Here is a 23,892-nt window from a genome sequence, read left to right as displayed (position 1 = left end):
CCCGCCCGCTCACTCCCACGTCGCCGGGTAGAGCGTCGCGGGCGCACCCGACGGCGCGATGCCGAGCTGCTGCAGCGCGTACCCGGTGACGTTCGAGAAGACGGGCGCCGCCACCGTCCCGCCGAAGATCGAGGACCGCGGGTTGTGCAGGATGACCGCGGTCACCACCTGGGGGTCGTCGGCCGGCGCGACGCCGATGAAGGACGCCGTGTAGCCGCTGGGGTTGAACCGCTGGGCGGTCCCGGTCTTGCCGGCGACGCGGTAGCCCGGGATGGCGGCGTTGCCGCCGGTGCCCTCGTCGACCGCGCTCTCCATCATCGACAGGACCGTCTGCGCGGTCTGCGGGGACACGACCTGGGTGCCGGGCTCGCGCGTCGAGGGCGTGTACTGACCGTCGGGCGACGTCCAGCCGGCGATGAGGCGCGGCTCGACCCGGAGACCGTCGTTGGCGATGGTCGCGAACACGCTCGCCGCCTGCAGGGCGTTGACGGCCACCGCCTGCCCGAACAGCACGGCGTACTCGTCGCGGCCGTGCCAGTCGTCCGGCGTGCGCAGCTGACCGGCGGACTCCCCGGGCATCTCGATGCCCGTGCGGGTGCCGAACCCAAAGGCCGACAGGTACTGGTACCGCTGGTCCTTGGACAGCCGCTCGCCGATCAGCACCGTGCCGACGTTCGACGACTCCGCGAAGATGCCGGTCGCCGTCAGCTTCTCCACCGGGTGGTCGTGCGAGTCCTTGATCGTCTCGCCGTGCGGGGTCGTCCAGCGGTCGGCGACCTCGAACCGGTCCGTGGGGCCGACCACCCCGGTCTCGAGCGCCGCGGCCATCGTGACGACCTTGCTGGTCGAACCGGGCTCGAAGATCTCGGACACGCTCTTGGACAGCGCGGTCGTGGCCTGGTCCCCCGGGGCGTTCGGGTCGAAGGCGGTGGACTCCGCCAGCGCGAGGACCTCGCCGTCGGGCCGCATGACGACGATCGCGCCCCCGTCGGCACCGGTCTCGGCGACCTTGGCGCGCAGCTGCTCCTCGGCCTTCCACTGCAGGTCGGAGTCGATCGTCAGGCGCGCGGAGCTGCCGTCCTGCGCCGGCGTGAGCGCGGACTCCCCGCCGGGGATCTGCTGGCCGCCCTTGCCGCGCTCGTACCGTTCCTCGCCCGCCGTGCCCTTGAGCTGCTCGTGCAGCGCGTACTCCAGGCCCTGCAGCCCCTCGCCCTTGGAGTTGACGAAGCCGACGATGTTGCCCGCGACCGTGCCCTTGGGGTAGACCCGGCTCGCCACCCGCTCGACGCCGACGCCGTCGAGCCGCAGCGCCCGGACCTCGCGGGCGACGTCCGGCAGGACGTTGCGCGCGACGACGACGTACCCGCGGTCGCCCACGAGGCGGCCGCCCAGCTCCGCGGCGTTCATCCCGAGGACGGGTGCCAGCCGCGACGCGACGCCCGCGGCCCCGCCGAGCCCGTCGGACGACCCGCGCGCGCGGTAGTTCGCGACCTGACGCTGGTTGATGGTGACGTGGTAGCGCTCGACGGAGGTCGCGAGCACCACGCCGTTGGCGTCGGTGATCTCACCGCGGGCGCCCAGCACCTGCGCGGTGGTCATCCGGTTGGCGCGTGCCTCCAGGGCGACCTCCGGGCCGGTGATGCCCTGCACGTACACGAGCCGCGCGGCGAAGGTCACCAGCACGAGCGACATGACCGTGACGAGGGCGATCATGCGGGGACGCGACGCGACGGCGGCACGCGGGCGGGGCGGCGTGGGACCCGACCCGCTGCGTGCCCGGGCCGGCGCACCCGAGGCACGGCGCGGCGGCACGACCGCGCGTGCCGGCGACCCCTGCGGGGGCCGCCGGCGCGGCACGGTGCCGGTGCGCTCGCTCACGCCGCCCACCGTGCCACGCGCCGTCGTGCGCACCGGGTCGACGCGCGGCGCGTCGGTCGGTCGGCGCCGGGGTGCGGCCTGGCGCCGAGGGGTGGGCTGGCGGCGCGCGGCAGGCGCGCCGCCCGTCGTCGTCCGCGTGCTCATCCGCCGGCGGGGGCCGGGGCTCCCTGGACGCTGCCGTCCGCGAGCCGCAGCCAGCCGGTGCCGTTGGCCTCGACCATGCCCAGGCGACGCGCCTCGGCGGCCAGCTGCGTCGGGGACGAGCGGGCGTCGTGCTGCGCGACGAGGTCCATGCGGTCCTGCTGCAGGCGCCCGAGCTCGTTGGACAGCTCGTAGCGCTCGAACGCGAGGGAGGCCATCTGGGTGTTGAGGAGCAGCGCCGCCAGCAGGGCCCCGCCGAGCACCGCCATGCACGCCAGGACGAACGGCGCGCGGGAGCGCGCCTGGTCGGGCGCTCGCACCACGCGCAGACGCGGCGGTGGGGCGACGGCCGGGCGCGCGGGCAGCGGGTACGCACGCGCCGCCCCGGTACGGGCGGCGGCCTGGGGCAGTGCGCTCATGCGGCTCTCCTCGGGGTGCGCAGGTGGTCGGGGGTGGGTCGCAGCCGCTCGGCCGCACGCAGGCGGACGGACTGGGCGCGGGGGTTGCGGGCGAGCTCGGCCTCGTCGGCCTCCTCCGCGCCACGGGTCAGCAACCGCAGGTACGGGGTGTGCGTGACGGGCTCGACGGGCAGGTCGGGCGGTGCGCTCGAGGTCGCGCCCACGGCGAGCGCCCGCTTGACGAGGCGGTCCTCGAGCGACTGGTACGCCTCGACGACGATGCGACCACCGACCGCGAGCGCCTCGATCGCCGCCGGCAGGGCACGCTCGAGTGCGGCGAGCTCGCCGTTCACCTCGATCCGCAGCGCCTGGAACGTGCGCTTGGCCGGGTGCCCACCGGTGTGCCGGGTGGCCGCGGGGACCCCGGCACGGACGAGGTCGACGAGCTCGGAGGTCCGCGTCAGGGGCGTCCGCTCCCGGCGACGCACGATGCCGCGCGCGATCCTGGCCGCGAACCGCTCCTCGCCGTACACGCGCAGCACCCGGGCGATGTCGCGCTCGTCGTAGGTGTTGAGCACGTCGGCGGCGGTCGGGCCCGTCGTGGGGTCCATCCGCATGTCGAGCGGCGCGTCGTGCGCGTAGGCGAACCCGCGCTCGGTCTCGTCCAGCTGCAGGGAGGACACGCCGAGGTCCATGAGCACGCCCTGCACGGCGGGCAGGCCGAGGCGGTCCAGGACGTCCCCGATCTCGTCGTACACCGCGTGCACACCGGTGAAGCGGTCGCCGAACGCGGCCAGCCGCTGCCCGGCGAGCGCGAGCGCCTGCGGGTCGCGGTCGATCCCCACCACGCGCACGTGCTCGAAGGCGCGCAGGACGCCCTCGGTGTGGCCGCCCATGCCGAGCGTGCAGTCGACCATGACGGCACCGGGCTCCTGCAGCGCGGGAGTCAGGAGGTCGACGCACCGCTGCAGGAGGACCGGGGTGTGGCGTGCTGCCGCACCCGCCTCGGGCTGCTCGCTCATCGGTCCTCCCCTCGCCTGGTCGGTGCTGCCTGGTGCTGGTGGTGCTGGTGGTACTGGTGTGACAGATGGTGCTGGTGGGGCTGGTGATACATGTGGATGGCCGAACGGTCCCTCCACCGTCCGGCCAGATCCCCCACCGACCCTCTGCCGCCGGGGAAGTGGCGTCAGAACGGACGGGGGGAGGTCTCGTCGGGCGGAGCGAGGGGTGGGTCGGGGTGGAGCGGCGCCCGGCGTCCGTGGGCCGGACGGAGGCGCAGCGGTCGGGCGTGGGACGACGCGGTGGCCCGGGGGCCGGCCGACGGCTCAGAACGGGCCGTTCGGGAAGACCTCCTCGGTCGTGTCGGCGTATCCCGCCTCCTGCTCGGACAGGTAGGTCTCCCACGCCGCGAGATCCCAGATCTCGACGCGGGTCCCGGTGCCGATGACGGCGACGTCCCGGTCGAGGCCGGCGTACGTGCGCAGCATCGGCGGGATGGAGATGCGTCCCTGCTTGTCGGGCTGCTCGTCGCTGGCCCCGGACAGGAACACGCGCAGGTAGTCCCGCGCCTGCTTGCTCGTGACCGGTGCGGTGCGCAGCTGGTCGTGCATCCGACGGAACTCGTCCATCGGCAGGACGAACAGGCACCGTTCCTGCCCGCGCGTCATGACGAGCCCCCCGGCCAGCTGCGGCCGGAACTTCGCCGGGAGGATGAGCCGGCCCTTGTCGTCCAGGCGCGGCGTGTACGTCCCGAGGAAGGGCGCGAAGGAGCCGTAGGCGCCTGACGAGTCATACGACACCTCACTCCCCTCCTGGTCCCCGTCACGTCCGCCGGGACCGCCCGATGAACGGGCCGACCGGCGTCGCGGACGACCCCGGGAACGAGATGGTTCCCGGTCTCTCCACGTGCCTCCACGGTACTCCACTTCGCTCCACCCGCATCTTGTCAAGGGGCCAAGTTCACCCATCTGATGCGCGTCCTTGCAGGTCAGCGCGGTGGTGCGAAGTGGAGGGCCCGGCGCGTCACTTCGCGCCCGCTCCGGCCGACGCTCGTCGGATCCCCGGACGAACCGGTCCCAACACGGCAATCCGACGCCCGCCAGAGGCCCAGCGGCCGCCGGGCGCGCCCCCGAGGGAGGGAAGTGGAGGACCAGCCGTCGTCGACGGAACGGGTGACGCGCGCTGGGCCGTCCGGGTGCACGGCCCCTCCGACGCGACGCCCGGTCGGGGTCGCGGGTGAACCTGCACGCGTGAGAGGCCCGGCGTGCGTACTCTCGTCCCAGTCCGCCGAGGGAGTCGCACCCATGCAGTCACTGCCGTCACCGGACGAGCTCGACCGGCTCGTCGACACCACCACCCGCCTGCGCGCCGGCATCGAGTCCGTCGTCACCGGGCGCCCCGACCTGATCCGGACCTCGTTGGCCGTCCTGCTGGCCGAGGGGCACCTGCTGCTCGAGGACGTCCCGGGCGTCGGCAAGACCACGCTCGCCAAGGCGATCGCGCGCAGCATCGACGCCCAGGTCGGGCGGATCCAGTTCACGCCCGACCTGCTGCCCAGCGACCTCACGGGTGTCAACATCTTCCGCGCGCAGACCCACGAGTTCGAGTTCCGCCCCGGACCGGTCTTCGCCCACGTCGTCATCGGCGACGAGATCAACCGCGCCTCGCCCAAGACGCAGTCCGCCCTGCTGGAGTGCATGCAGGAGGCCCAGGCGACGGTCGACGGTCGCACCTATCCCCTGCCCCGGCCGTTCCTCGTCGTCGCGACGCAGAACCCGGTGGAGATGGAGGGCACGTACCCCCTGCCGGAGGCGCAGCGCGACAGGTTCATGGCCCGCCTCACGGTCGGCTACCCGAGCGTGGAGTCCGAGCTCGACATGCTCGACCTGCAGGAGGACTCCGACCCGTTCGCGCGGATGCGCCCCGTCACGGACGCCGCCCAGGTCCAGAGGTTCATCGACATCGCGCGTCGCCTGTACGCCGCCCCGTCCGTCAAGCGCTACATCGTCGCCCTGGTGACCGCCTCGCGCGAGGACTCCGGCCTGCGCCTCGGCGCCTCGCCGCGGGCGTCCATCCAGCTGCTGCGGGCCGCCAAGTCGCTGGCCGCGATGTCCGGCCGTGACCACGTCCTGCCGGACGACGTCCAGGAGCTCGCCGTGCCGGTGCTGGCCCACCGGCTGCTGCCGAGCACCGAGTCGCGGCTGTCGGGGCGCACGACGCAGGACGTCGTGACCGACATCGTCGCCCGCACCCCGCTGCCGGCCGCCGAGCCCCTCGCCCGGGCCCGGCGCGCGGTGTAGTGGTGCGTCGGCGCCCGACGGCCCGCGGCTGGGCGCTGGCCGCGCTGGGCGTCGTCGCGCTCCAGACCGGGATCGGGCTCGGGTCGCTCGACCTCGTCAGGATCGGCTTCCTGCTCGTCGCGCTCCCCGTCGCGGCGTTCGTCGCCGCCGTCGTGCTCGACGCCGTGCGCGGACGACGCGGGCTCGAGGTGCACCGCGACGTGCGCCCCGACCCCGTGCACGCCGGGCAGGAGGCGGAGGTCCGCGTCGACATCCGCGCGACCGACCGCGCCGGCCGCGCCCGCCTCGCAGGACTGCGCTTCTCCGAGCAGGCCGCGGTCGAGCTGTCCGGCGGTCGAGCCCTGCGGGCGCGCGTCACGCGACGCGCCGACCACGCGACCGTCCGCTACCCCGTGCGCGCCACGCAGCGCGGCCGCTGGCCGCTCGGCCCGCTGGTCGTCACCCGGACCGACACCTTCGGTGTCGTGCGGTCGCGCACGACGCTCGGCCCCGAGTCCCAGGTCGCGGTCTGGCCGACCGTCGTCGCGCTGCCGGCACCCTCCGACGTGCTCGTCGGGGAGCCCGACCGGGTCGCGCTCGGTGCGCGGACCCCGTCGACCGACGACGCGAACCTGCGCGACTACCGCGAGGGCGACGACCTGCGCCGCGTCCACTGGCGCTCGAGCGCACGCCGCGGCGCGATGCTGGTGCGGTCCGACGAGCGCGCCGGCATGCGTCCGGTGTCCGTGCTGCTCGACCTGCCGGTGCGTCCGAGCGCGACGGAGTGGACCATCTCGCTCGCGGCGTCCATGGCGCTGGCGATGCTCGACAGCGGGCACCCGGTCCGGCTCGCCGGACCCGGGCTCGCCCCCGGCCGCGACGGCACCGCCCACGGACCGTCGCCCTACGTCCACGGGCGGCAGGGCCCGGAGTCGCGCGCCGCCCTGCTGGACCTCACGCTCGACCTGCAGCCCGCCCGCACACCGGCCGAGGCCGAGGCCGCCCTGCTCGACACCACGCGCGTGCTCGACACCTCGCGGGCCGCCGGGCAGATCGTGCTGGCGGTCGTCGGACCGCTGTCCGCCGCCGGGTGCGTCACCCTGGCGCACCTGGGCGACGTGGCGCAGGGATGGGCGTTCGTGCGCGCCGACGGCCGCCACGCGGGCGACCTGCGCGACACCCACCACACCGCGACGGTGCTGCGGCGCTCGGGCTGGCGCGTCGCGCAGGTGACCACCGGCGAGGACCTGGTCGACTGCTGGCTGCGCCTGCTCGGGAGCGCCCGGTGACCGCCGCGCCGGAGCAGGGTGCGCGCGCCGTCCTGGGTTCCGTGCTGTGCGTCCTGGCGACGTGGGCGAGCCTCCTGGCGCTCACCGGGCTGGTCGCGGGCGCCCGGTGGTTCGCGGTCGCCGCGGTGGCGGTGCTGGTCGTCGCCGCCGCGACCGGCCTGGCCCGTGCTGCCACCCGCCGCTGGTGGGCCCCGACCGCCGTCGGGGGTGCCGTCGCGCTCGTCGGCCTGGTCCTGCGGTACGGGGCCCCTCCGGGCCGCCCCCAGTTCCTTCCCGACCTCGACGCGCTCGGGCGCGCCTGGGCGACGGCGCGGCAGGGCGTGGCGGTCGTCAACGACTCGTTCGTGCCCATGCCGGACGTGCGTCCCGGCGAGATGCTGCTCGTGGTGGGCGCGGTGGCGGTCTACCTGCTGCTCGACGCCGCCGTGCTCGCGCTGCGCTTCCCCGCGCTGGGCGGGATCCCCCTGCTGGCGCTGTGGGTGCCCGCGATCGTGCTGGGCTTCCCGGCAGGTGCGGCACCGGTGTTCTGGACGGCCGCGGCGTACCTCGCGATCCTCGCCTACGGTGCCGCACCCCTGCACGCCCACGCGGGCCGCCTGCAGCGCGTGGTCGCCGCCGCCGTGGCCGCAGCCGCGCTGGCCGGGACGAGCCTGCTCGCCGGGCCGCCCCTCATGGACGCGCCCGGCTGGGCGAGCGTCGCCCTGCCGACGTTCGGTGACGGACCCGTCGGCCCGCTGGAGCTCAGCGACGACCTCGACCTGCGCGAGAGCCTGGGCACACGGTCGGCGCAGGTCGTGCTGCGGTACCGCGTGACCGACCCGAACCAGCCGGAGGAGTCCGCGACGGACACCGAGGAGGGCGCCGAGGACGACCCGGTCGACACCGCGGCCGGTACGGAGGCGGACCTCGCCGCCGCGACCCCGACCCCGGACCCGACGCCGGCCGTGGACGCCCGGCTCGTGGGACCGTTGCGCGCGTTCACGATGGCGACCTTCGACGGGCGCCTGTGGGAGCGGGCCGAGAACGACGAGCTCGAGCTCTGGGAGCCGGCGACGCTCCTGGCCTCGGACCCCCGCCTGCTCGGCACCCCGCCCGACCCGGCCGCCGGGACGCTCGCGCAGGTCGACATCGAGGTCGCGGCCCTGCGTGAGCGACGCCTGCCGGTCAGCACGTTCCCGCGCACCGTCGTCGTGGACGGCGAGTGGGGGTACGACCCGCTGCGCGACGAGGTCGTCGGCCAGCGCTCCACCGGTGACGGGCTCACCTACTCGATGCTCGTCCAGGTGCCGGCACTGACGTCCGAGGACCTCGAGGACACCGGAGTCGGCACGCCCGCCGACGCCGAGCTGTACACGGCGGTCCCCGACACGGAGCACCGCGACCGGATCGCGGAGCTCGCCGCGGAGGTGACGGCGGACGCCGCCGGACCGTACGACCAGGCGCTCGAGCTGCAGACCTGGCTGCGGTCGGTCGCGAACTTCACCTACGACACGCGCGTGCCGCCGGCCCGCAGCTCCGACGCCGTGTGGGACTTCCTCGAGGACCGCCGCGGCTACTGCGTGCAGTTCGCCACGGCCATGGCGATGATGGCGCGCACCCTCGACATCCCGTCCCGCATCGGTGTCGGCTTCCTGCCCGGCGAGCGGGCGCAGGACGGCACCTACGTCGTTACCGGGCGTCTCGCGCACGCCTGGCCCGAGCTCTACTTCGACGGCCTGGGGTGGGTGCGGTTCGAGCCCACTCCCGCGTCCCAGAGCGGCCCCCCGCCGGCCTGGGCCGACCCCTTCACCGGGATCAGCGCTCCCGGCTCGATCCCCGACGAGATCGGCGCCAACCCGCCGGCGGCCCTGCCGAGCAGCGTGCCGACGGCGCCCGCCGTCGGCCCGGCGGTCGTCCCCGACGAGCAGAGCCCGTGGGTGACGGCCGCGGTCACCTCAGGACTCGTGCTGGTCGTCGTGGGCGGTGCGCTGGTCGTCCTGCTGCTGGTCCGCCGGCGTCGTCGACGCGTCACGACGCCGGAGGACGCGTGGACCGTGCTGCGCCGCGACCTGGCACGTGCCGACGTGCGGTGGTCGGACGCGACGAGCCCGCGCGGTGCCGTCCGGCAGGTGCACCGGACCCTGCTCGCCCGGACGGGCGCCGAGCTCGACGGGTCGGCACGCCAGACCCTCGACCGGCTCGCTCGGGTGGTGGAGCAGTCACGCTACGCCCCGACCCCCGCGGAGCATCCGGCCGACGAGCTGGACGCGTGGGTCCAGGAGGTGCGCGACGGCGTGCGTGAGGCGCTCGCGCGGGGCGCCGACCGAGCCCCGGTCACGGCAGGCTGAGATTCCCGGTTCGCGCCGCCCGGGTCGACGCCCGGCTCGACGACGCGCGCCTCGACCACGCGCGGCTCGACGATGCGCGGCTCGATGACGCCCGGCTCGACTCGCGTGAAGCCACGCCAGATCACGCCAAGGTTCGGAGGCCCGACCGGGTCATCGCGCCCGCAGGCGAGGGATCGTCGACCGGAGGAGGAGGCTCAGCGACCGTCGCCGTCGCGACGGCGGTCCCACCGCTCCTCGAGCTTCGACATGAACCCGTGCTTCTTGGTCGATGTCGCGGCGGGGCGCACCGAGCCGTCCGCCGCCACCGTGCCCTGCGGGCCGGTCCGCTCCGTCCGTGGCGTGGCGAACGCGAAGGCGACCGCCGCGAACATCACGACGAAGCCGATCGCGCCGAGCCAGGGCTGCGACGTCGCGGCGCCGATGACGAGCAGCAGGAGGCCGACTGCGGCGCCCACACCCGCGACGACGTAGCGCGTGACGGGTCGATGACCGCCCCGTCGCGTGAGCGTGTTGGCGAGCCGCGGGTCGTCAGACGTCAGCTGACGCTCCATCTGCTCGAGCACGCGCTGCTCGTACTCGGAGAGTGGCATCCCGACCCCCGTCGAACTCCGGTGGACTATGTGGCCTCAGGATAGTTCGACTGGCACCAAGGTGGTAGTCGAACGACCGTCGGCAGGGCGATCATCATGCGGCACGGACCTGTGGATCCGCCACCGGCGCGCGCGAGTTCCCCCGAGGATTCACCTGCTCGCGGCAGCCGGCAGGGCGGTGAGGGCCCGATCGTCGGCCAGCAGCGCGTCCCGCACGGCGTCGACCAGGTCCTCCGCGGCGCACAGCGCTCGCTCGGCACGCAGCGCGGAGACGAGCTCGAAGCGACCTGCGTCGACCGCGGACCGCAGCGTGGCGGCGTGCGCGAACAGCGCCGACAGGTGGTGCAGCTCGGGAGCGACGGCATCGAGCATCCCCCAGACGGTGCGCGGCGCGCCCCGCCCCGACGGGCGACCGCGGGCTGCGACGAGCGCCGCCCCGGCGCGCAGAGCCGCCAGGTGCGCGTGGGAGAACATCTCCCACGGCTCGCCCGAGAACTGCGCCGCCAGGAGCTCGGCATCCGCCCTGCCCAGCAGCTCGGCCGACTGCGGCGGCACCGAGACGGCGTCCCGCGTGTCCACGTGACCGGTCATCGCTGCCACCTCCCGTCGCGGCGGCCCGCCCGCCGACACCATCTTCGAACATGTGTTCGAACTCGTCAATGCCCACCTCCCTGATCGCCCCGTGGCCGGTCGCACCGCGTACGGTGACCAGGTGGCTGCCCGACGTCGCGACCCATCGTCCCGCCGACCACCGACATCGGCGGCGCCCGCGTGGCCCGAGGGCCCGGTCACCGTCTCCACCGGGACCGCGCAGGTCGTGCCCGAGCCGGGACGGCCGCGCGCCGGCACGCTCCTCGTCAACGGCGTCCCCAGCTCGTTCGTCGACCTCGACGACCCCGGCCTCCTCGACTTCGAGTACATGCAGCAGGCGGCCGCGGTCGTCGAGGTGGTCGCCCACGGCCGGCCGGACCTGACGGTGCTGCACCTCGGCGCCGGGGGCTGCGCGCTCGCCCGCGCTCTCGCGCACCGTCACCCCGACGCGCGCCAGCTCGCGGTCGAGCTCGACACCGAGCTCGCGCGGCTCGCCCGCGAGTGGTTCGACCTGCCACGTGCACCGCGGCTGCGCCTGCGCGCCGGCGAGGCCCGCGCGGAGCTGGGCCGGCTGCCGGACGCGACGTACGACGTCGTCGCGCGCGACGTGTTCGCCGGCGACCGCACCCCGGAGCACCTCACGACCCTGGAGTTCGCCGAGGACGTGCGTCGCGTCCTGCGCCCCGGCGGCGTCTACGTCGCCAACTGCGCGGACCGGCCACCGCTCGCCCTGGCCAGGGCCGAGCTCGCGACGCTCGCAGCCGTGTTCTCCCACGTGGGCGTGGTCGCCGAGCCGTCACAGCTGCGCGGGCGTCGCTACGGCAACCTCCTGCTGGTCGGGACCGACGACCAGGAGCTCCTGGACGACCCCGGGCTGGCCAGGACCCTGCGGACCCTGCCGGTGCCCGCGCGGCTGCTGACGGGCCTCGAGGTCCGGTCGCTGGCCGGCGCGGCGCGCCCCCTGCGGGACCCGCCGGCTGCGACTCCCCCGGCAGACGCCCTCCCCGACCGCTGACCCGGTCGGACGCAGCACAGGGCCGCACCCTGGTCGGGTGCGGCCCTGTGCGTCGCAGGTGCCCGGCCGGAGCCGGTCAGGTCACAGCGGGCGGACGTGCTCCGCCTGCGGACCCTTCTGACCCTGCGTGATCTCGAACTCCACACGCTGACCCTCGTCGAGCGAGCGGTAGCCCTGCGTGTCGATGGCCGAGTAGTGGACGAAGACGTCGGCGCCGCCGTCGTCCTGGGCGATGAACCCGAAGCCCTTCTCGGCGTTGAACCACTTGACCGCGCCCTGTGCCATGTCCCGCATCCTTCTGTCCCACCAGGTGACCACCGCGGGCCGGTGCCCGCGGCGCGCCGCAATGCCTCACGTCCTGCACCCGGTGGTCCGGTCCCCGCTGCTCCGAGGACCCGACGGATCCTCGCACCCCGCCTGCCCCGGGGGGCGGCAGGAGCGGACCGGTCGAGCGTCCGTACGTCACTGCAACGGCTGCATCTTTGCACGACGTCTGTGGCGTACGCCACGAAAAGTGGACGGTCGTCCCGGTCTGCTCGGCAACGATCCGGTCACGACGCCGGGCGAGCGTCGCAGGTCAGCCCGTCGGGCCACCCCCGTCGAGCGGGTCGGTCTGCTCCGCGAGGAACCGCTCGAGCTCCGCGCCGATCTCCTCCGCCGTGGGCAGGTCCGTCGCCTGGGCCAGCAGGCTGGTGCGCCCCACGCTGCGGGTGAAGGCGTCGTACTGCTCCTCGAGCGCCTGCACGACCGCCGCGACCTCCGTGGACCCCTCGACCTGCCGCTCGATCTCGCGCAGCGACTCCGCCGCCGCCGGCTCCAGCGCTCCCAGCCCCAGGTCGAGCCCGGTCGCGCGCTCCACGTGCCGCAGCCCGGCGAGCCCCGCGGCGGGGAACGGCGACTGTGCGAGGTAGTGCGGCACGTGCACCGCGAAGCCCATCGCGTCGTGCCCGGACTCCCCCAGGCGCAGCTCCAGCAGCGCCGACGCGCTCCCGGGCACCTGCACGTTGCCGAAGAAGGACGTGTGGTCGGCCACGAGGTCGCTCCGCGTCGCGTGCGCCGTGACCGACACCGGGCGGGTGTGCGGCACGCCCATGGGGATCCCGTGGACCCCGACCACCAGCGGGACGTCGAACCGCTCGACGACCTGCCGCACGGCCGCGACCCACCGCTCCCACTGCGCGTCCGGCTCGACGCCGTGCAGCAGCAGGTACGGCACGCCCTGGGCGTCCTCGAGCAGGTCGACGACCAGCTGGGGCGCGTCGTAGTGCGTCCACCCCGAGTCGAACGTCATGACCGGGCGGCGCGACCGGTAGTCGACCAGCTGGTCGACGTCGAAGGTCACCAGGCGCTGTCCGCCGCCCGCGCCGGCGAGGTGGTCCACCGCGATCTGCCCGGCCTGACCCGCGTCGACGAAGCCGTGCAGGGCGTGCAGCAGGATCGGTCCGACGCCTCGGCGTGCCGCGTCGTCCACGCGCGCGGCAGCGTCGACGTCGACGTCGTAGATGTCCCGGGGATCCAGCATCGATTCCACTCGCCTCTCGTCGTGCAGTCGAGTGCTGCAACGCCGGGAGGTCGTGGTCTCTTCCCGGGCCGTCAGCGACCGGGCAGCCGCACGACCTCGACGAAGAACTCGTCGATCTGCCGGACCACGTCGATGAACCGGTCGAAGTCCACGGGCTTGGTGACGTAGGCGTTCGCGTGCAGCGAGTAGCTGCGCACGACGTCCTCCTCGGCCTCCGACGTCGTGAGCACGACCACCGGGATCGCGCGCATCCGCTCGTCGGACTTCATGGCCTCGAGCACCTCGCGCCCGTCCATGCGGGGCAGGTTGAGGTCGAGCAGGACGAGGTCGGGGGTGGGGGCGTCCGCGTGCTCGCCCTGCTTGCGCAGGAACTCCAGCGCGCTCACGCCGTCCGCCACGACGGAGAGCCGGTTGCGCACCTTGTTGTGCTCGAACGCCTCCCGTGTCATGAGGACGTCGCCCGGGTCGTCCTCGACCAGCAGGACGTCGATCACCTTCTGCTCCGGCATGTCAGCTCCGTCTCCCGTCCCCGTGACCGGGGTTCTCGCCCGCGTCAGCGGGGGTCGTGTCCGCCTCAGCGGGGGTCGTGTCCGCCTCGGCGGGGGTCTCGTCCGCGTCCGCGGGGAGGGTCCAGCGGATCGCGGTCCCCTCCCCCTCGGTCGGCGGGATCCAGATGCGACCGCCGTGGAACTCGACGATCTTCTTGCACAGCGCCAGGCCGATCCCGGTGCCCTCGTACAGGTCCTTGGCGTGCAGGCGCTGGAAGATCACGAAGACCCGGTCGACGTACTGCGGGTCGATCCCGATGCCGTTGTCGCGGGCCTCGAGCTCCCAGGCGCCGTCGACCCGCCGCGCCGAGACGTGCACCTGGGGAACCCGGTCGGGGTGCCGGAACTTCACGGCGTTGCCGACGAGGTTCTGGAAGAGCTGGACGAGGAGCGGCTCCTCGCCGCGGACGACCGGCAGGTCGTCGTGGGTGACGACGGCACCCGACTCCTCGATGCGCTCGGAGAGCTGGTCCTGCGCGCGCGCGAGGGCCTGCGCGAGGTCGACGTCCACGACCTCGCCGCCGACCCTCCCCACCCGGGAGAACCCGAGCAGGTCCTGGATCAGGCGCTGCATGCGCTTGGCACCGTCCACCGCGAAGTCGATGTACTGGTCGGCGCGCTCGTCCAGCTGCCCGCCGTACCGCTTCTGCAGGAGCTGGGTGAAGCTCGCGACCTTGCGCAGCGGCTCCTGGAGGTCGTGCGACGCGACGTACGCGAACTGCTCGAGGTCCCGGTTCGAGCGGCGCAGCTCCTCGGCCTGCTCGGTCAGCCGGTCGTGCGCCTGGGCGATCTCCTCGCGCGAGGTCCGCAGCTCGGCCAGCTGCGTGACGAGACCCAGCCGCATCCGCTCGACGTCGGACGCGAGCTCCTCGACCTCGCCCGGACCCTCGACGCTGACGACATGGCTCAGATCACCCCGGGTCACCGCACGTGTCGCCAGCGAGAGCTGCGTCATCGGGGTCAGGACCCAGCGCCGCAGGGCGATCCACAGCGCGACGCCCGTGCCGATCGCCGCGAGCACCAGGAGCAGCACCAGGCCGCCCGTCGCGGAGGTCCACCGTGCGAGGTCGCGGACGGCTGCCGCGCGGCCGTCCCGCACCTCGTCGACGTACTCGTCGACCGCGGTCCGGGCGTCGTCGAACAGGACGCGTCCCGCCTCGACCTCCTCGGGGCTGACGGACGCGGTGCCCTCGGCACGTACCTGTGCGACGAGGGGCAGGGCGAACTCCTCGTGCCAGCGGGCCGCGGCCCGCGCTGCCGCCTCTGCCTTGGCGCTGAGGTCCGAGTCGGGGACGTCCGTGACCAGGCCGTCGGCCAGGGCGGCGAACGACACGTCGGCGTCGAGCGAGCGGAGGTAGGGCTCCAGGGTGACCTCGTCACCCGTGAGCGCGAACCCCCGGACGGCGGTCTCCGCGTCGACCAGCCCGACGTAGGCGGCGTCGGCACTGGTGACCGCCTCGAAGTACACGCCGGTGACGGCCTCCTGGGCGGCGAGTGCGCGCGCGAGCACGAACCCCGCCAGGACCAGCACCACGCCGAGCAGGGCGCCCGCCGCCACGAGCAGGACCGTGAGGCGTCGGCGCAGGGTGGTGGACGCCATCCGGGCCGCGCCGCTCACCCGTCCCACCCGACCAGCACGACCGCGGCGTCGTCGACGAGGTCGCCACCGTGCAGCGCGCGCACACCGGACAGCATCCGTCCCAGCAGGGGGTCCTCGTCGGGACGCACGTCGCCGTCGGTCGTCGCCGTGCCCCGGACCGTGGCGTCGACGACGTCCAGCAGCCCGGCCTTGCCGAGCCGCTGCGCCCCGCCCGCGACCGTCGCCTCGAGCAGTCCGTCGGTGTACAGCAGGAGGCGCCAGGACGCACCGAGGTCGAGGCGCTGAGCGGGCCACCCCCCGCCCACGGGGATGCCGAGGGCCCGGCCGCGTCCGTCCGGCGGCAGCAGCACGGCCGGCGGGCCCAGGAGCAGCGGCACGGGGTGCCCGGCCAGGTAGAGGTCGGCGGTGCGCCGGTCCGGCTGGACGGCGAGCATGGAGGCCGTCGTGAAGATCTCCGGACGGGCGCGCTCCGCCACCAGGACGCGTTCCATGAGCCCGAGGATCTCGCCCGCGGGGATCTCGGCGAGCACCAGCGTCCGCCAGGCGGTGCGCAGCGTCGCGCCGAGCGCCGCCTCGTCCGGCCCGTGACCGCACACGTCACCGATCATGGCCAGGACCGTGCCGTCTGCGCGCTCCACGACGTCGTAGAAGTCGCCGCCGAGCAGCCCGTCACGACCCGCGCGGTAGGCCACACGGACCTCCATCCCGGTGTCCGAGACCACCGGTGTGGGGAGCAGCGCGCGCTCGAGGCGCGTCGTCTCCGCCGCCCGTACGAGGCTCTGGTAGAGGGCACGGTCGGTGTCCTCGAGGCGGCGGCGCTGCACGGCGTAGCGCACGGCCCGTGCGAGGAGGTCGGCGTCCACGTCGCCCTTGACGAGGAAGTCCTGCGCGCCGGCGGCGACCGCCTCGACCCCGGCGTCGGTCCCGGTCAGGCCCGTCAGGACGACCACCGGCGGCGCACCCGCGGCGAGCACGCGCTGCAGCGCGGCGAGACCCATCGCGTCCGGGAGCCCGAGGTCGAGCAGGACGCAGTCGACGTCGAGGTGCGCGAGCGCCTCGTCGACGGTCCGCACCCACACCGTCTCGTGCACGAGGCCACCGTCCTGCAGGTGCTCGCGGACGAGGACCGCGTCGCCCTCGTCGTCCTCCACCACGAGGATGCGCAGGGGTGCACCGTCGTCCCCGGGTGCGCGGGACGCCACGTCCTCGTCGCGCGGGGCAGTGTCGTGCACGGGCGTCCTTCCGTCGGTGTCGACGCACTGTAAGCCAGGACGGGCACGCGCGCGCACAGATGACCGTCCCGCGGCGGGCGCGTCGCGCGTGCGCCGCACCGCCCCCGTCGGCGGATAATGGACGGCCGCCCGTGGGGCGGGGCGCCCGCAAGTCGTGCGGAGCGTCGCGACCGGGCGTGCGACCCGGGCGCCGGGGGGGTGGACGGGCGGGTGGCAGCGATCGACAGCGAGCTCGTGGGCGAGCAGCATGTCGTCGACGTGCTGTACCAGCGCCTCGACGAGCTGCGCGCGCAGTCCCGCCGGCGCCTCGCGGCGGTGCGACGGGCAGGTCCGTCGGGCTCGCCGCAGAACCGCTCCGAGCGCGACGCCTTCGCGACGCTGTACGAGGACCGCGTCGCCCAGCTGGAGTCGGTGGAGGACCGCCTCGCGTTCGGTCGCCTCGACCTGCGCGACGGCGAGCGCAGGTACATCGGACGCATCGGGCTCACCGACGAGGACCAGACCCCGCTGCTCACCGACTGGCGGGCCCCGGCGGCCCAGGCGTTCTACCGCGCGACCGCGGCGCAGCCCGACGGGGTGGTGCGGCGCCGCCACCTCGTCACCGCCGGACGACGCGTGACCGGCCTGGAGGACGACGTCCTCGACCTCGAGGCCCTCGTCGCGGCGGGTGTGGACCCCGCGACCCTGGCCGGCGTCTCCGGGGAGGGTGCCCTGCTCGCCGCCCTCGGGGCAGCCCGCACGGGCCGCATGGGTGACATCGTCGCGACGATCCAGGCCGAGCAGGACGCCGTCATCCGCTCCCCGCTGAACGGCACGCTGGTGGTGCAGGGCGGCCCGGGCACCGGCAAGACCGCCGTGGCGCTGCACCGTGCCGCGTACCTGCTCTACGCCCACCGCCGGCTCCTCGAGCGCTCGGGCGTGCTCCTGGTCGGTCCCTCGCGCACGTTCCTGCGCTACATCGACCAGGTCCTGCCCTCGCTGGGCGAGACCGGCGTCGTCACGGCGACGCTCGCCGACCTGTACCCCGGCGTGGAGGCACGGGGCACGGAGTCCGACGACGTCGCGCGCCTCAAGGGGGACGCCGTGATGGCGCGCGTCGTGCGCCGTGCCGTACGCCAGCGGCAGCGCGTGCCCCAGCAGGCGACGCGCGTCCGGGTCGACGGCCGCACGGTCGTCGTGCGACCGCAGGACGTGGCCGCGGCGATCGGACGCGCGCGCCGCCAGAACCGGCCGCACAACCAGGCGCGTGTCACGTTCGTGCGCGACATGCTCGCCCGCCTCGCGGAGCAGTACGTCCAGCAGCTCGGGTGGGACGTCCCCCCGGAGGACCGGGCGGAGATCGTCGAGGACCTGCGCACGACGCGGGAGATCCGCATCGCCCTCAACCTCGCCTGGATGCCGCTCACCCCGCAGGGGCTGCTCACCGACCTGTGGACCAAGCCGCACCGGCTCGAGTCCGCCGCGCCGGAGCTGTCGGCGCGCGAGCGTGCGCTCCTGGTCAGGCCGGCGGACCACCCGTGGACGCCCGCCGACGTGCCGCTCCTGGACGAGGCGGCCGAGCTGCTCGGCGAGGACGACCAGGCCGCCCGGGCCCAGGCCCGCGCCGACGCGCAGCAGCGGGAGGCCGAGATCGAGTACGCGCGCCAGGTGCTGCGCAGCACCGGGGCGGGCGACATGGTGTCGGCCGAGGCGCTGGCCGGCCGGTTCGCGAGCAGCGGTCCGCGCCTCACGACCGCCGAGCGTGCTGCGGCGGACCGGTCGTGGACGTACGGCCACGTCGTCGTCGACGAGGCGCAGGAGCTGTCCGCGATGGCGTGGCGCGCGCTGCTGCGACGCGTCCCGACCCGGTCGCTGACGGTCGTGGGCGACGTCGCGCAGACGTCCGCGGCGGGCGGGACCCACGACTGGGCCGCGATGCTCGACCCCCTGCTGCGGGGTTCATGGCGCCTCGCCGAGCTGACCGTCAACTACCGCACCCCGGCGACGGTCGCGCAGGCCGCCCGCCGGGTGGCGGTCGCCGCCGGACTGCCCGTGAGTCCGCAGACGTCCGCGCGCGACGTCGCGGACGCACTGACGCTCGAGCGCGTGGCGGACGACGCGTTGCTGGCCCCGGTCGCAGCTTCGACCGCCGACAAGCTGGCGGCGCAGGTCGAGGACGCCGCAGGCGCGGGGCGCGTCGCCGTGGTGGCGGCCCTCGGCCGCGCGGCCGAGGTGCGCGCGGCGCTGGCCGCCGCCGGCCGGAGCGTCCCGGCCGGCGACGCCGTCGACCTGCACGCCCCCGTCGTGGTCCTCACCCCCGCTCAGGCCAAGGGCCTCGAGTTCGACGTCGTCGTCCTCGTCGAGCCGACTGAGGTGCAGTCCGCCTCCCCCGGCGACCTCTACGTCGCGATGACGCGGCCGACCCACGCCCTGCACGTGGTGCACGCCCGGGACCTGCCGGCGGGCTTCGGCGAAGAGATCTGAGCGACTGGCCGGGAGCGATTCGACGCGCAGTCACGGCGTATCGTCACAACGTCACGGCAAACGTTTAGCACCGTTGACGGGCCCCCGACGGCGCCCCCATGGTCCTGCCCTGCCCCACGTGTTCACCACGTGTTCACCGGGGCGTCATCCGGCAGCGCAGGAGGACACCAGGGGGAACACCGCGCATGGACCAGATCGTGCTCATCGGCGCCGACCTCGTCGGCATCGGGCTGCTCACGTGGACGTACTTCCGCCGCCATCGCCGACGCGACCTGGTCGTCGCCTTCCTCGGCGTGAACGTCGGCGTGCTCGCCGTCGCCTCGACGCTCGGTTCGGCGTCGATCGGTGCCGGGCTGGGCCTGGGGCTCTTCGGGGTCCTGTCGATCATCCGGTTGCGCTCGACGGAGATCGACCAGCGGGAGGTCGCCTACTACTTCGCCTCGCTCGCGCTCGGCATCCTGGGTGCGCTTCCCGGACCGGTCCTGTGGCACTCGGTCGCCTTCATGGCGCTCCTGCTGGTCGCCGTGCTCCTCGGCGACCACCCCGGCGTCCTGCGGCGCCACCAGCGCCAGGAGCTCGTCCTCGACGGCGCCGTGCTAGACCGGATCGCCCTGGTCGCACGGCTCGAGGGCATGCTCGGCGCGAGGGTGCACCAGGTCGCGGTCCAGCGCGTCGACCTCGTGAACGACACCACGTGGGTCGACGTGCGATTCGAGGCGGTGCCCCCGGCGCGGCGACGCGGCCACGCCCAGCCGGCCCGCGAGACCGCCCGGTCCTCGGCCACGGGCGCCGCCTCGTGACCGAGGCGACGGACCTGCTCGAGGGCCCGGTGGCGCACCTCGTCCCCGTGGGCCTCGAGGAGCTCGTCGAGCGGGCCGGCCTGCTGACCCGCGTCGACCGCAAGTACCTGGTGCCCGTGGCGGACGTGGGAGCGCTCGTCCGCGGCCTGCCCCGGGACGCGCAGGTCCTCCAGATCGGCACGCGTCGGCTGTTCGACTACGAGTCGGTGTACTTCGACACGCCGGACCTGCTCGCCTACCACCTCGCCGCCCACCGCCGTCGCAGGCGGTTCAAGGTGCGGACGCGCACCTACGTGGACTCCGCGCAGTGCTGGATCGAGGTGAAGACCCGCGGGACCCGGGGAACCACGATCAAGGACCGCGTCCCCCACCGGCTCGACGACCGCGCCGACGTCGCCCCTGCACTGCCCTTCGTCACCGCGACTCTCGGTGCGCACGGCATCACCGGCGCCGCCGACCTGCGCTGGTCGCCGACGCTCGTGACCCGGTACCGGCGCGCCACGATCCTGCTCCCCGAAGCCGGCAGCCGCCTCACCGTCGACCTCGAGCTCGCCTGGCACGACCGTCGCCGCCCCCTGCACCTGCGTGACCTCGCCGTCGTCGAGACCAAGACCGGCTCGACCGCGTCGGCCGCCGACCGGCTGCTGTGGGCCCTCGGGCACCGTCCCCTGCGCATCTCGAAGTACGCGACCGGTCTGGCCGCGCTCCAGCCCGAGCTGCCCGCGACCCGGTGGCGGCGCACGCTGCGCCGCCACCTCGTGCCGCACAGCGTGAGCGCCGTCGAGGCGTCCGCGCACTGACACGCACGCACACCCGAGGAGACGACGATGTCACGACGGACCACTCGTACGCTCGCGGCCGCAGCGGCCGCCTGCGCGCTGACCGCCACCCTGCTCGCCCCCACGTCCGCAGCGAGCGCATCGGAACCCGCGGCGGCGGTGACCGCCACCGACGCCGGCCTGACGGGGGACGTGACGTTCTCGGTGCCCGGACGCGTCTTCACGGGCACGTTGCAGGTCACGCTCGGGACGGCCCTGGCCGGCGCCCAGGTGAGGTACACGACCGACGGCTCGCCCCCCACGGCCTCCTCGCCGGTGGCCACAGGACCGCTCACCCTGACCCGCAGCACCGAGGTGCGCGCCCAGACGTTCGTCGCCGGGACGGCGAGCGGTGCTCCCGGCTCCGCGCAGTACGTCGCGTCGGCCGTGACGACGAGCCACGACCTGCCCGTGCTGGTCCTCGACTCGTTCGGCAGGGGTGCCGTCGGTGACGACTACCACCCGGCAGCGGTGGTCGAGCTGCAGCCGACCGGCGGCTCGACGACGCTGACCGCCGACCCGACGCTCGTGACCCGCGCCGGCTACCGCCTGCGGGGGCAGTCGAGCCGCATGTTCGACAAGAAGCCGTACCGGCTCGAGCTGTGGGACAACGACGACGACGACAACGACCTGCCGTTCTTCGGCATGCCGGCCGAGTCCGACTGGGTGCTGCGCGGACCGTTCGCCGACAAGTCCCTGGTGCGCGAGGCGCTGGTCCTCGACCTCGGTCGCGAGCTGGGCCTGCACACGCCGCGCTACCGGCTGGTCGAGGTCTACGTGAACGACGACGCGCGGCCCGTGGCGGCCGACGACTACCGCGGCGTGTACATGCTCGAGGAGACCATCAAGAACCAGAAGAACCGGCTCGACCTGAAGAAGCTCAACCCCGCGGACGTGACCTCCCCCCGGGTGGAGGGCGGTTACATCGTCAAGTTCGAGTGGCTGGCCGCCGAGCAGCCGCTGATCCCGTGCCGGGGGACGACGCGGTGCTGGTCCGACCTCGAGGTCCACGACCCCGACGACCTGGTCCCCGCGCAGCTCGACTACATCGCCACCTACGTCGGCCGCGTCAACGACGCCATCCACTCCCCCGGGCGCGCCGACCCGACGACGGGCTACCCGTCCCTGATCGACGTCGACTCGTTCGTCGACCTCGTGATCGTCAACGAGCTGAGCCGTGACATGGACGCCTACTACCGCAGCCAGTACTTCTTCAAGGACCGCGGGGGCCTGCTCACCGCAGGTCCGCTGTGGGACTTCGACCTGACCTTCGGCGTCGGCGGGTTCTTCCAGAACGACCAGGTCTCCGGATGGCAGTACCAGCAGACACGGCAGAACCCGCCCACCGACTGGTTCACCGTGCTGATGAACGACCCGTCGTTCGTCAACCGTGTGAAGGTCCGGTGGCAGGAGCTGCGACGCGGTGCGCTGGCCGACGCCGCGCTGCGGTCCCGGGTCTCCGCCCTGACGGCGCCCCTGCCCGCCGCGGCCGCGCGCAACTTCCAGCGCTGGCCCAACCTCACGACCCGCAATGTCGGACCGTTCGTCACCCCGACCAACGGGACGTGGAGCGGCCAGGTGGGCCACCTGCAGGACTGGATGCTGCGCCGTGCCGCGTGGTTGGACACGCCTGCGGCGTGGGGCGGTCCGACCGACCCGGTCCCGTCGCCCTCCGTCGCACCCACACCGACGGCGACCCCGAGCGCGACCCCCGCACCCAGCGCGACACCGACACCGACCGTGACACCGACACCGAGCCCCACGACCGGACCGGGTCCGCAGGGCTGCACCGCGACCTTCCGTGCGGTCTCCACGTGGCCGGGCGGGTTCCAGGGCGAGGTCACGGTCACGGCCGGGCCCGCGGCGATCGCCGGGTGGAGCGTGACGCTCGGGATGCCGGCCGGCACCGGGGTCAGCCAGGTGTGGAACGCCACGCTGACCGGGAGCACCTCGGCACCGGTCGCGCGCAACGTCGCGTGGAACGGGGCGCTCGGTGCCGGCGCGAGCACGTCCTTCGGCTTCATCGGCTCGTCCTCGGGGTCGCTCGGCACCCCGACGGTCGGGTGCGCTGCCGGCTGACGCGGCAGGACAGGGCCGCCCGGGGCGCGGGACGCACCGCCTCGGGCGGCCCCGTTCCGCCCCTCGGGACGGCTTTGGTCCACGGCGCGGGACGAGAGCACCATGGGGCGTGCCCACCGCCCTGCTCCTCGAGAACCTGCACCCGCACGCCCGGACGATCCTCGAGACCGCCGGCTTCGACGTCGTGACCCGCACCGGCGCGCTCGACGAGTCCGAGCTCGTCGAGGCCCTCGCCGGGGTCCAGGTGCTGGGGATCCGCTCCAAGACCTCCGTCCCGGCGGAGGTCCTCGACGCTGCCACCGACCTCGAGGTCGTCGGCGCGTTCTGCATCGGCACCAACCAGATCGACCTGCACGCGGCCGCCAACCGCGGCATCGCGGTGTTCAACGCGCCGTTCTCCAACACCCGCTCGGTCGTCGAGATCGCGATCGCCGACATCATCTCGCTGACTCGCCGCCTGACGGTGTTCAACGAGGAGATGCACGCCGGCGTCTGGAACAAGTCCGCGACGGGCGCCCACGAGGTCCGGGGGCGGACGCTGGGCATCATCGGCTACGGCAACATCGGCACCCAGCTGTCGGTCCTGGCCGAGAACCTCGGCATGTCCGTCGTCTTCTACGACTCGAGCGAGAAGCTCGCACTCGGCAACGCGCGCCGCATGAACACGCTCGACGAGCTCCTCGAGACCGCCGACGTCGTGACCCTGCACGTCGACGGGCGCGCCGGCAACGCCGGCATGTTCGGCGCCAAGCAGATCGCCCGCATGCGCCCCGGCTCGATCTTCCTCAACCTGTCCCGTGGGTTCGTCGTCGACTACGCGGCGCTGCGCGACGCGGTGCTCTCGGGGCACGTCGCCGGCGCCGCGGTCGACGTCTTCCCCGTCGAGCCCAAGCGCAAGGGCGACCCGTTCGAGTCCGAGCTGCGCGGGCTGCCGAACGTCATCCTCACGCCCCACACGGGCGGCTCGACCGAGGAGGCGCAGGAGGCCATCGGCCAGTTCGTCGCGAACAAGGTCCGGGACTACCTGTCGACCGGGTCGACGAACCTGTCGGTCAACCTGCCGAACCTCGCCCTCGACCAGCGACCCGACGCACACCGGATCGCCTACCTGCACCGCAACGTGCCGGGCGTCCTCGCGACCATCAACGCGACCCTCGCCGACCACGGCGTGAACATCGAGGGTCAGCTCCTGGCCACCCGGGGCGAGCTGGGCTACGTGGTGACCGACGTCGCGTCGCCCGTCACCACCGGCGTCGTCGACGTCCTCGCCGGCCGCCCGGAGTCACTGCGGCTGCGGCTGCTGGACTGAGTCCGGCCGGTCCG

The 23,892-nt window shown here is 74.2% G+C and carries 20 protein-coding genes; 9 read left to right on the top strand and 11 right to left on the bottom strand.

Annotation, left to right across the window (positions count from 1 at the left end; genetic code table 11):
• Nucleotides 1–9: 9 nt before the first annotated feature.
• The 4 genes from Cph01nite_RS01585 to mraZ all read right to left on the bottom strand — a co-directional run bounded on the left by Cph01nite_RS01585 (nucleotide 10) and on the right by mraZ (nucleotide 4,216).
• A complete protein-coding gene (locus Cph01nite_RS01585) occupies nucleotides 10–1,878 on the bottom strand; it encodes a peptidoglycan D,D-transpeptidase FtsI family protein (protein ID WP_239068959.1) in 1,869 nt (622 codons plus the stop codon).
• A 140-nt stretch (nucleotides 1,879–2,018) separates the two neighbouring features.
• Nucleotides 2,019–2,438 (bottom strand): cell division protein FtsL, encoded by a 420-nt coding sequence (gene ftsL, locus Cph01nite_RS01580; protein WP_203670583.1) that lies wholly within the window; start codon nucleotides 2,436–2,438, stop codon nucleotides 2,019–2,021.
• A complete protein-coding gene (gene rsmH / locus Cph01nite_RS01575) occupies nucleotides 2,435–3,439 on the bottom strand; it encodes a 16S rRNA (cytosine(1402)-N(4))-methyltransferase RsmH (RefSeq protein WP_203670582.1) in 1,005 nt (334 codons plus the stop codon). Before rsmH ends, ftsL begins: the two co-directional genes overlap by 4 nt.
• Nucleotides 3,440–3,742: 303 nt before the next feature.
• Nucleotides 3,743–4,216 carry a division/cell wall cluster transcriptional repressor MraZ gene (gene mraZ / locus Cph01nite_RS01570; protein ID WP_203670581.1) on the bottom strand — a complete coding sequence of 158 codons (474 nt, stop codon included), beginning with the start codon at nucleotides 4,214–4,216 and terminating at the stop codon, nucleotides 3,743–3,745.
• A gap of 504 nt (nucleotides 4,217–4,720) precedes the next feature.
• Here mraZ and Cph01nite_RS01565 point away from each other — a divergent pair.
• From Cph01nite_RS01565 to Cph01nite_RS01555, 3 genes are read left to right on the top strand one after another with little or no spacing between them, the layout of a single operon-like run.
• Entirely contained in the window at nucleotides 4,721–5,716 is a 996-nt protein-coding gene (locus Cph01nite_RS01565; RefSeq protein ID WP_203670580.1) for an AAA family ATPase, read from the top strand.
• A gap of 2 nt (nucleotides 5,717–5,718) precedes the next feature.
• Nucleotides 5,719–6,984 carry a DUF58 domain-containing protein gene (locus tag Cph01nite_RS01560; RefSeq protein WP_203670579.1) on the top strand — a complete coding sequence of 422 codons (1,266 nt, stop codon included), beginning with the start codon at nucleotides 5,719–5,721 and terminating at the stop codon, nucleotides 6,982–6,984.
• The gene (locus tag Cph01nite_RS01555) at nucleotides 6,981–9,311 is read left to right on the top strand and encodes a transglutaminase TgpA family protein (RefSeq protein WP_203670578.1); all 2,331 of its coding nucleotides are present in this window, start codon (nucleotides 6,981–6,983) and stop codon (nucleotides 9,309–9,311) included. Before Cph01nite_RS01560 ends, Cph01nite_RS01555 begins: the two co-directional genes overlap by 4 nt.
• Nucleotides 9,312–9,505: 194 nt before the next feature.
• On the opposite strand, the gene Cph01nite_RS01550 is transcribed toward Cph01nite_RS01555, so the two are convergent.
• Both Cph01nite_RS01550 and Cph01nite_RS01545 read right to left on the bottom strand, forming a co-directional pair.
• Complete coding sequence (locus Cph01nite_RS01550) at nucleotides 9,506–9,901, bottom strand: SCO2097 family morphological protein (RefSeq protein ID WP_203670577.1); 396 nt, start codon at nucleotides 9,899–9,901, stop codon at nucleotides 9,506–9,508.
• A 150-nt stretch (nucleotides 9,902–10,051) separates the two neighbouring features.
• A complete protein-coding gene (locus Cph01nite_RS01545) occupies nucleotides 10,052–10,492 on the bottom strand; it encodes an SAV_6107 family HEPN domain-containing protein (protein WP_203670576.1) in 441 nt (146 codons plus the stop codon).
• 121 nt (nucleotides 10,493–10,613) lie between these two features.
• Here Cph01nite_RS01545 and Cph01nite_RS01540 point away from each other — a divergent pair, with 121 nt between their 5' ends.
• Entirely contained in the window at nucleotides 10,614–11,507 is an 894-nt protein-coding gene (locus Cph01nite_RS01540) for a spermidine synthase (protein WP_203670575.1), read from the top strand.
• Between the two features lie 81 nt (nucleotides 11,508–11,588).
• On the opposite strand, the gene Cph01nite_RS01535 is transcribed toward Cph01nite_RS01540, so the two are convergent.
• The 5 genes from Cph01nite_RS01535 to Cph01nite_RS01515 form a co-directional block, all read right to left on the bottom strand.
• Nucleotides 11,589–11,792: a cold-shock protein gene (locus Cph01nite_RS01535; RefSeq protein ID WP_013116812.1), complete on the bottom strand. Its 204-nt coding sequence runs from the start codon at nucleotides 11,790–11,792 to the stop codon at nucleotides 11,589–11,591.
• A 292-nt stretch (nucleotides 11,793–12,084) separates the two neighbouring features.
• Nucleotides 12,085–13,029, bottom strand: coding sequence for a proteasome assembly chaperone family protein (locus tag Cph01nite_RS01530; RefSeq protein ID WP_203670670.1), 945 nt, complete (start codon nucleotides 13,027–13,029; stop codon nucleotides 12,085–12,087).
• Between the two features lie 71 nt (nucleotides 13,030–13,100).
• Complete coding sequence (locus Cph01nite_RS01525; protein WP_203670574.1) at nucleotides 13,101–13,538, bottom strand: response regulator; 438 nt, start codon at nucleotides 13,536–13,538, stop codon at nucleotides 13,101–13,103.
• A gap of 1 nt (nucleotide 13,539) precedes the next feature.
• A complete protein-coding gene (locus Cph01nite_RS01520; protein ID WP_203670573.1) occupies nucleotides 13,540–15,177 on the bottom strand; it encodes a sensor histidine kinase in 1,638 nt (545 codons plus the stop codon).
• A gap of 14 nt (nucleotides 15,178–15,191) precedes the next feature.
• Nucleotides 15,192–16,409, bottom strand: coding sequence for a PP2C family protein-serine/threonine phosphatase (locus tag Cph01nite_RS01515; protein ID WP_203670572.1), 1,218 nt, complete (start codon nucleotides 16,407–16,409; stop codon nucleotides 15,192–15,194).
• A 210-nt stretch (nucleotides 16,410–16,619) separates the two neighbouring features.
• Between Cph01nite_RS01515 and Cph01nite_RS01510 the strand changes: the two genes are divergently transcribed.
• From Cph01nite_RS01510 to serA, 5 genes are all read left to right on the top strand, one after another.
• A complete protein-coding gene (locus tag Cph01nite_RS01510; RefSeq protein ID WP_239068958.1) occupies nucleotides 16,620–18,872 on the top strand; it encodes a HelD family protein in 2,253 nt (750 codons plus the stop codon).
• Between the two features lie 185 nt (nucleotides 18,873–19,057).
• Complete coding sequence (locus Cph01nite_RS01505; protein ID WP_203670570.1) at nucleotides 19,058–19,672, top strand: DUF4956 domain-containing protein; 615 nt, start codon at nucleotides 19,058–19,060, stop codon at nucleotides 19,670–19,672.
• On the top strand, nucleotides 19,669–20,472 hold the full coding sequence (locus tag Cph01nite_RS01500; RefSeq protein ID WP_239068957.1) for a polyphosphate polymerase domain-containing protein: 804 nt from the start codon (nucleotides 19,669–19,671) through the stop codon (nucleotides 20,470–20,472). The genes Cph01nite_RS01505 and Cph01nite_RS01500 overlap by 4 nt, the downstream gene beginning before the upstream one ends.
• A 27-nt stretch (nucleotides 20,473–20,499) precedes the next feature.
• Complete coding sequence (locus tag Cph01nite_RS01495; RefSeq protein WP_203670569.1) at nucleotides 20,500–22,569, top strand: CotH kinase family protein; 2,070 nt, start codon at nucleotides 20,500–20,502, stop codon at nucleotides 22,567–22,569.
• Between the two features lie 109 nt (nucleotides 22,570–22,678).
• A complete protein-coding gene (serA, locus tag Cph01nite_RS01490) occupies nucleotides 22,679–23,878 on the top strand; it encodes a phosphoglycerate dehydrogenase (protein ID WP_203670568.1) in 1,200 nt (399 codons plus the stop codon).
• Nucleotides 23,879–23,892 lie beyond the last annotated feature (14 nt).

The sequence above is a fragment of the Cellulomonas phragmiteti genome, assembly GCF_016862775.1.
GTDB classification, from domain to species: domain Bacteria; phylum Actinomycetota; class Actinomycetes; order Actinomycetales; family Cellulomonadaceae; genus Cellulomonas; species Cellulomonas phragmiteti.
The sequence above is the reverse complement of the archived record's forward strand: the minus strand, read 5'-3'. Positions and strand labels throughout refer to the sequence as shown.

Excerpts from the sequence above, each read along its gene's own strand:
- ftsL (WP_203670583.1), bottom strand. The coding sequence starts at position 2,438 with ATGAGCGCACTGCCCCAGGCCGCCGCCCGTACCGGGGCGGCGCGTGCG.
- rsmH (WP_203670582.1), bottom strand. The coding sequence starts at position 3,439 with ATGAGCGAGCAGCCCGAGGCGGGTGCGGCAGCACGCCACACCCCGGTC.
- Cph01nite_RS01565 (WP_203670580.1), top strand. The coding sequence starts at position 4,721 with ATGCAGTCACTGCCGTCACCGGACGAGCTCGACCGGCTCGTCGACACC.
- Cph01nite_RS01550 (WP_203670577.1), bottom strand. The coding sequence starts at position 9,901 with ATGCCACTCTCCGAGTACGAGCAGCGCGTGCTCGAGCAGATGGAGCGT.
- Cph01nite_RS01545 (WP_203670576.1), bottom strand. The coding sequence starts at position 10,492 with ATGACCGGTCACGTGGACACGCGGGACGCCGTCTCGGTGCCGCCGCAG.
- Cph01nite_RS01535 (WP_013116812.1), bottom strand. The coding sequence starts at position 11,792 with ATGGCACAGGGCGCGGTCAAGTGGTTCAACGCCGAGAAGGGCTTCGGG.
- Cph01nite_RS01530 (WP_203670670.1), bottom strand. The coding sequence starts at position 13,029 with ATGCTGGATCCCCGGGACATCTACGACGTCGACGTCGACGCTGCCGCG.
- Cph01nite_RS01525 (WP_203670574.1), bottom strand. The coding sequence starts at position 13,538 with ATGCCGGAGCAGAAGGTGATCGACGTCCTGCTGGTCGAGGACGACCCG.
- Cph01nite_RS01520 (WP_203670573.1), bottom strand. The coding sequence starts at position 15,177 with ATGGCGTCCACCACCCTGCGCCGACGCCTCACGGTCCTGCTCGTGGCG.
- Cph01nite_RS01505 (WP_203670570.1), top strand. The coding sequence starts at position 19,058 with ATGGACCAGATCGTGCTCATCGGCGCCGACCTCGTCGGCATCGGGCTG.
- Cph01nite_RS01495 (WP_203670569.1), top strand. The coding sequence starts at position 20,500 with ATGTCACGACGGACCACTCGTACGCTCGCGGCCGCAGCGGCCGCCTGC.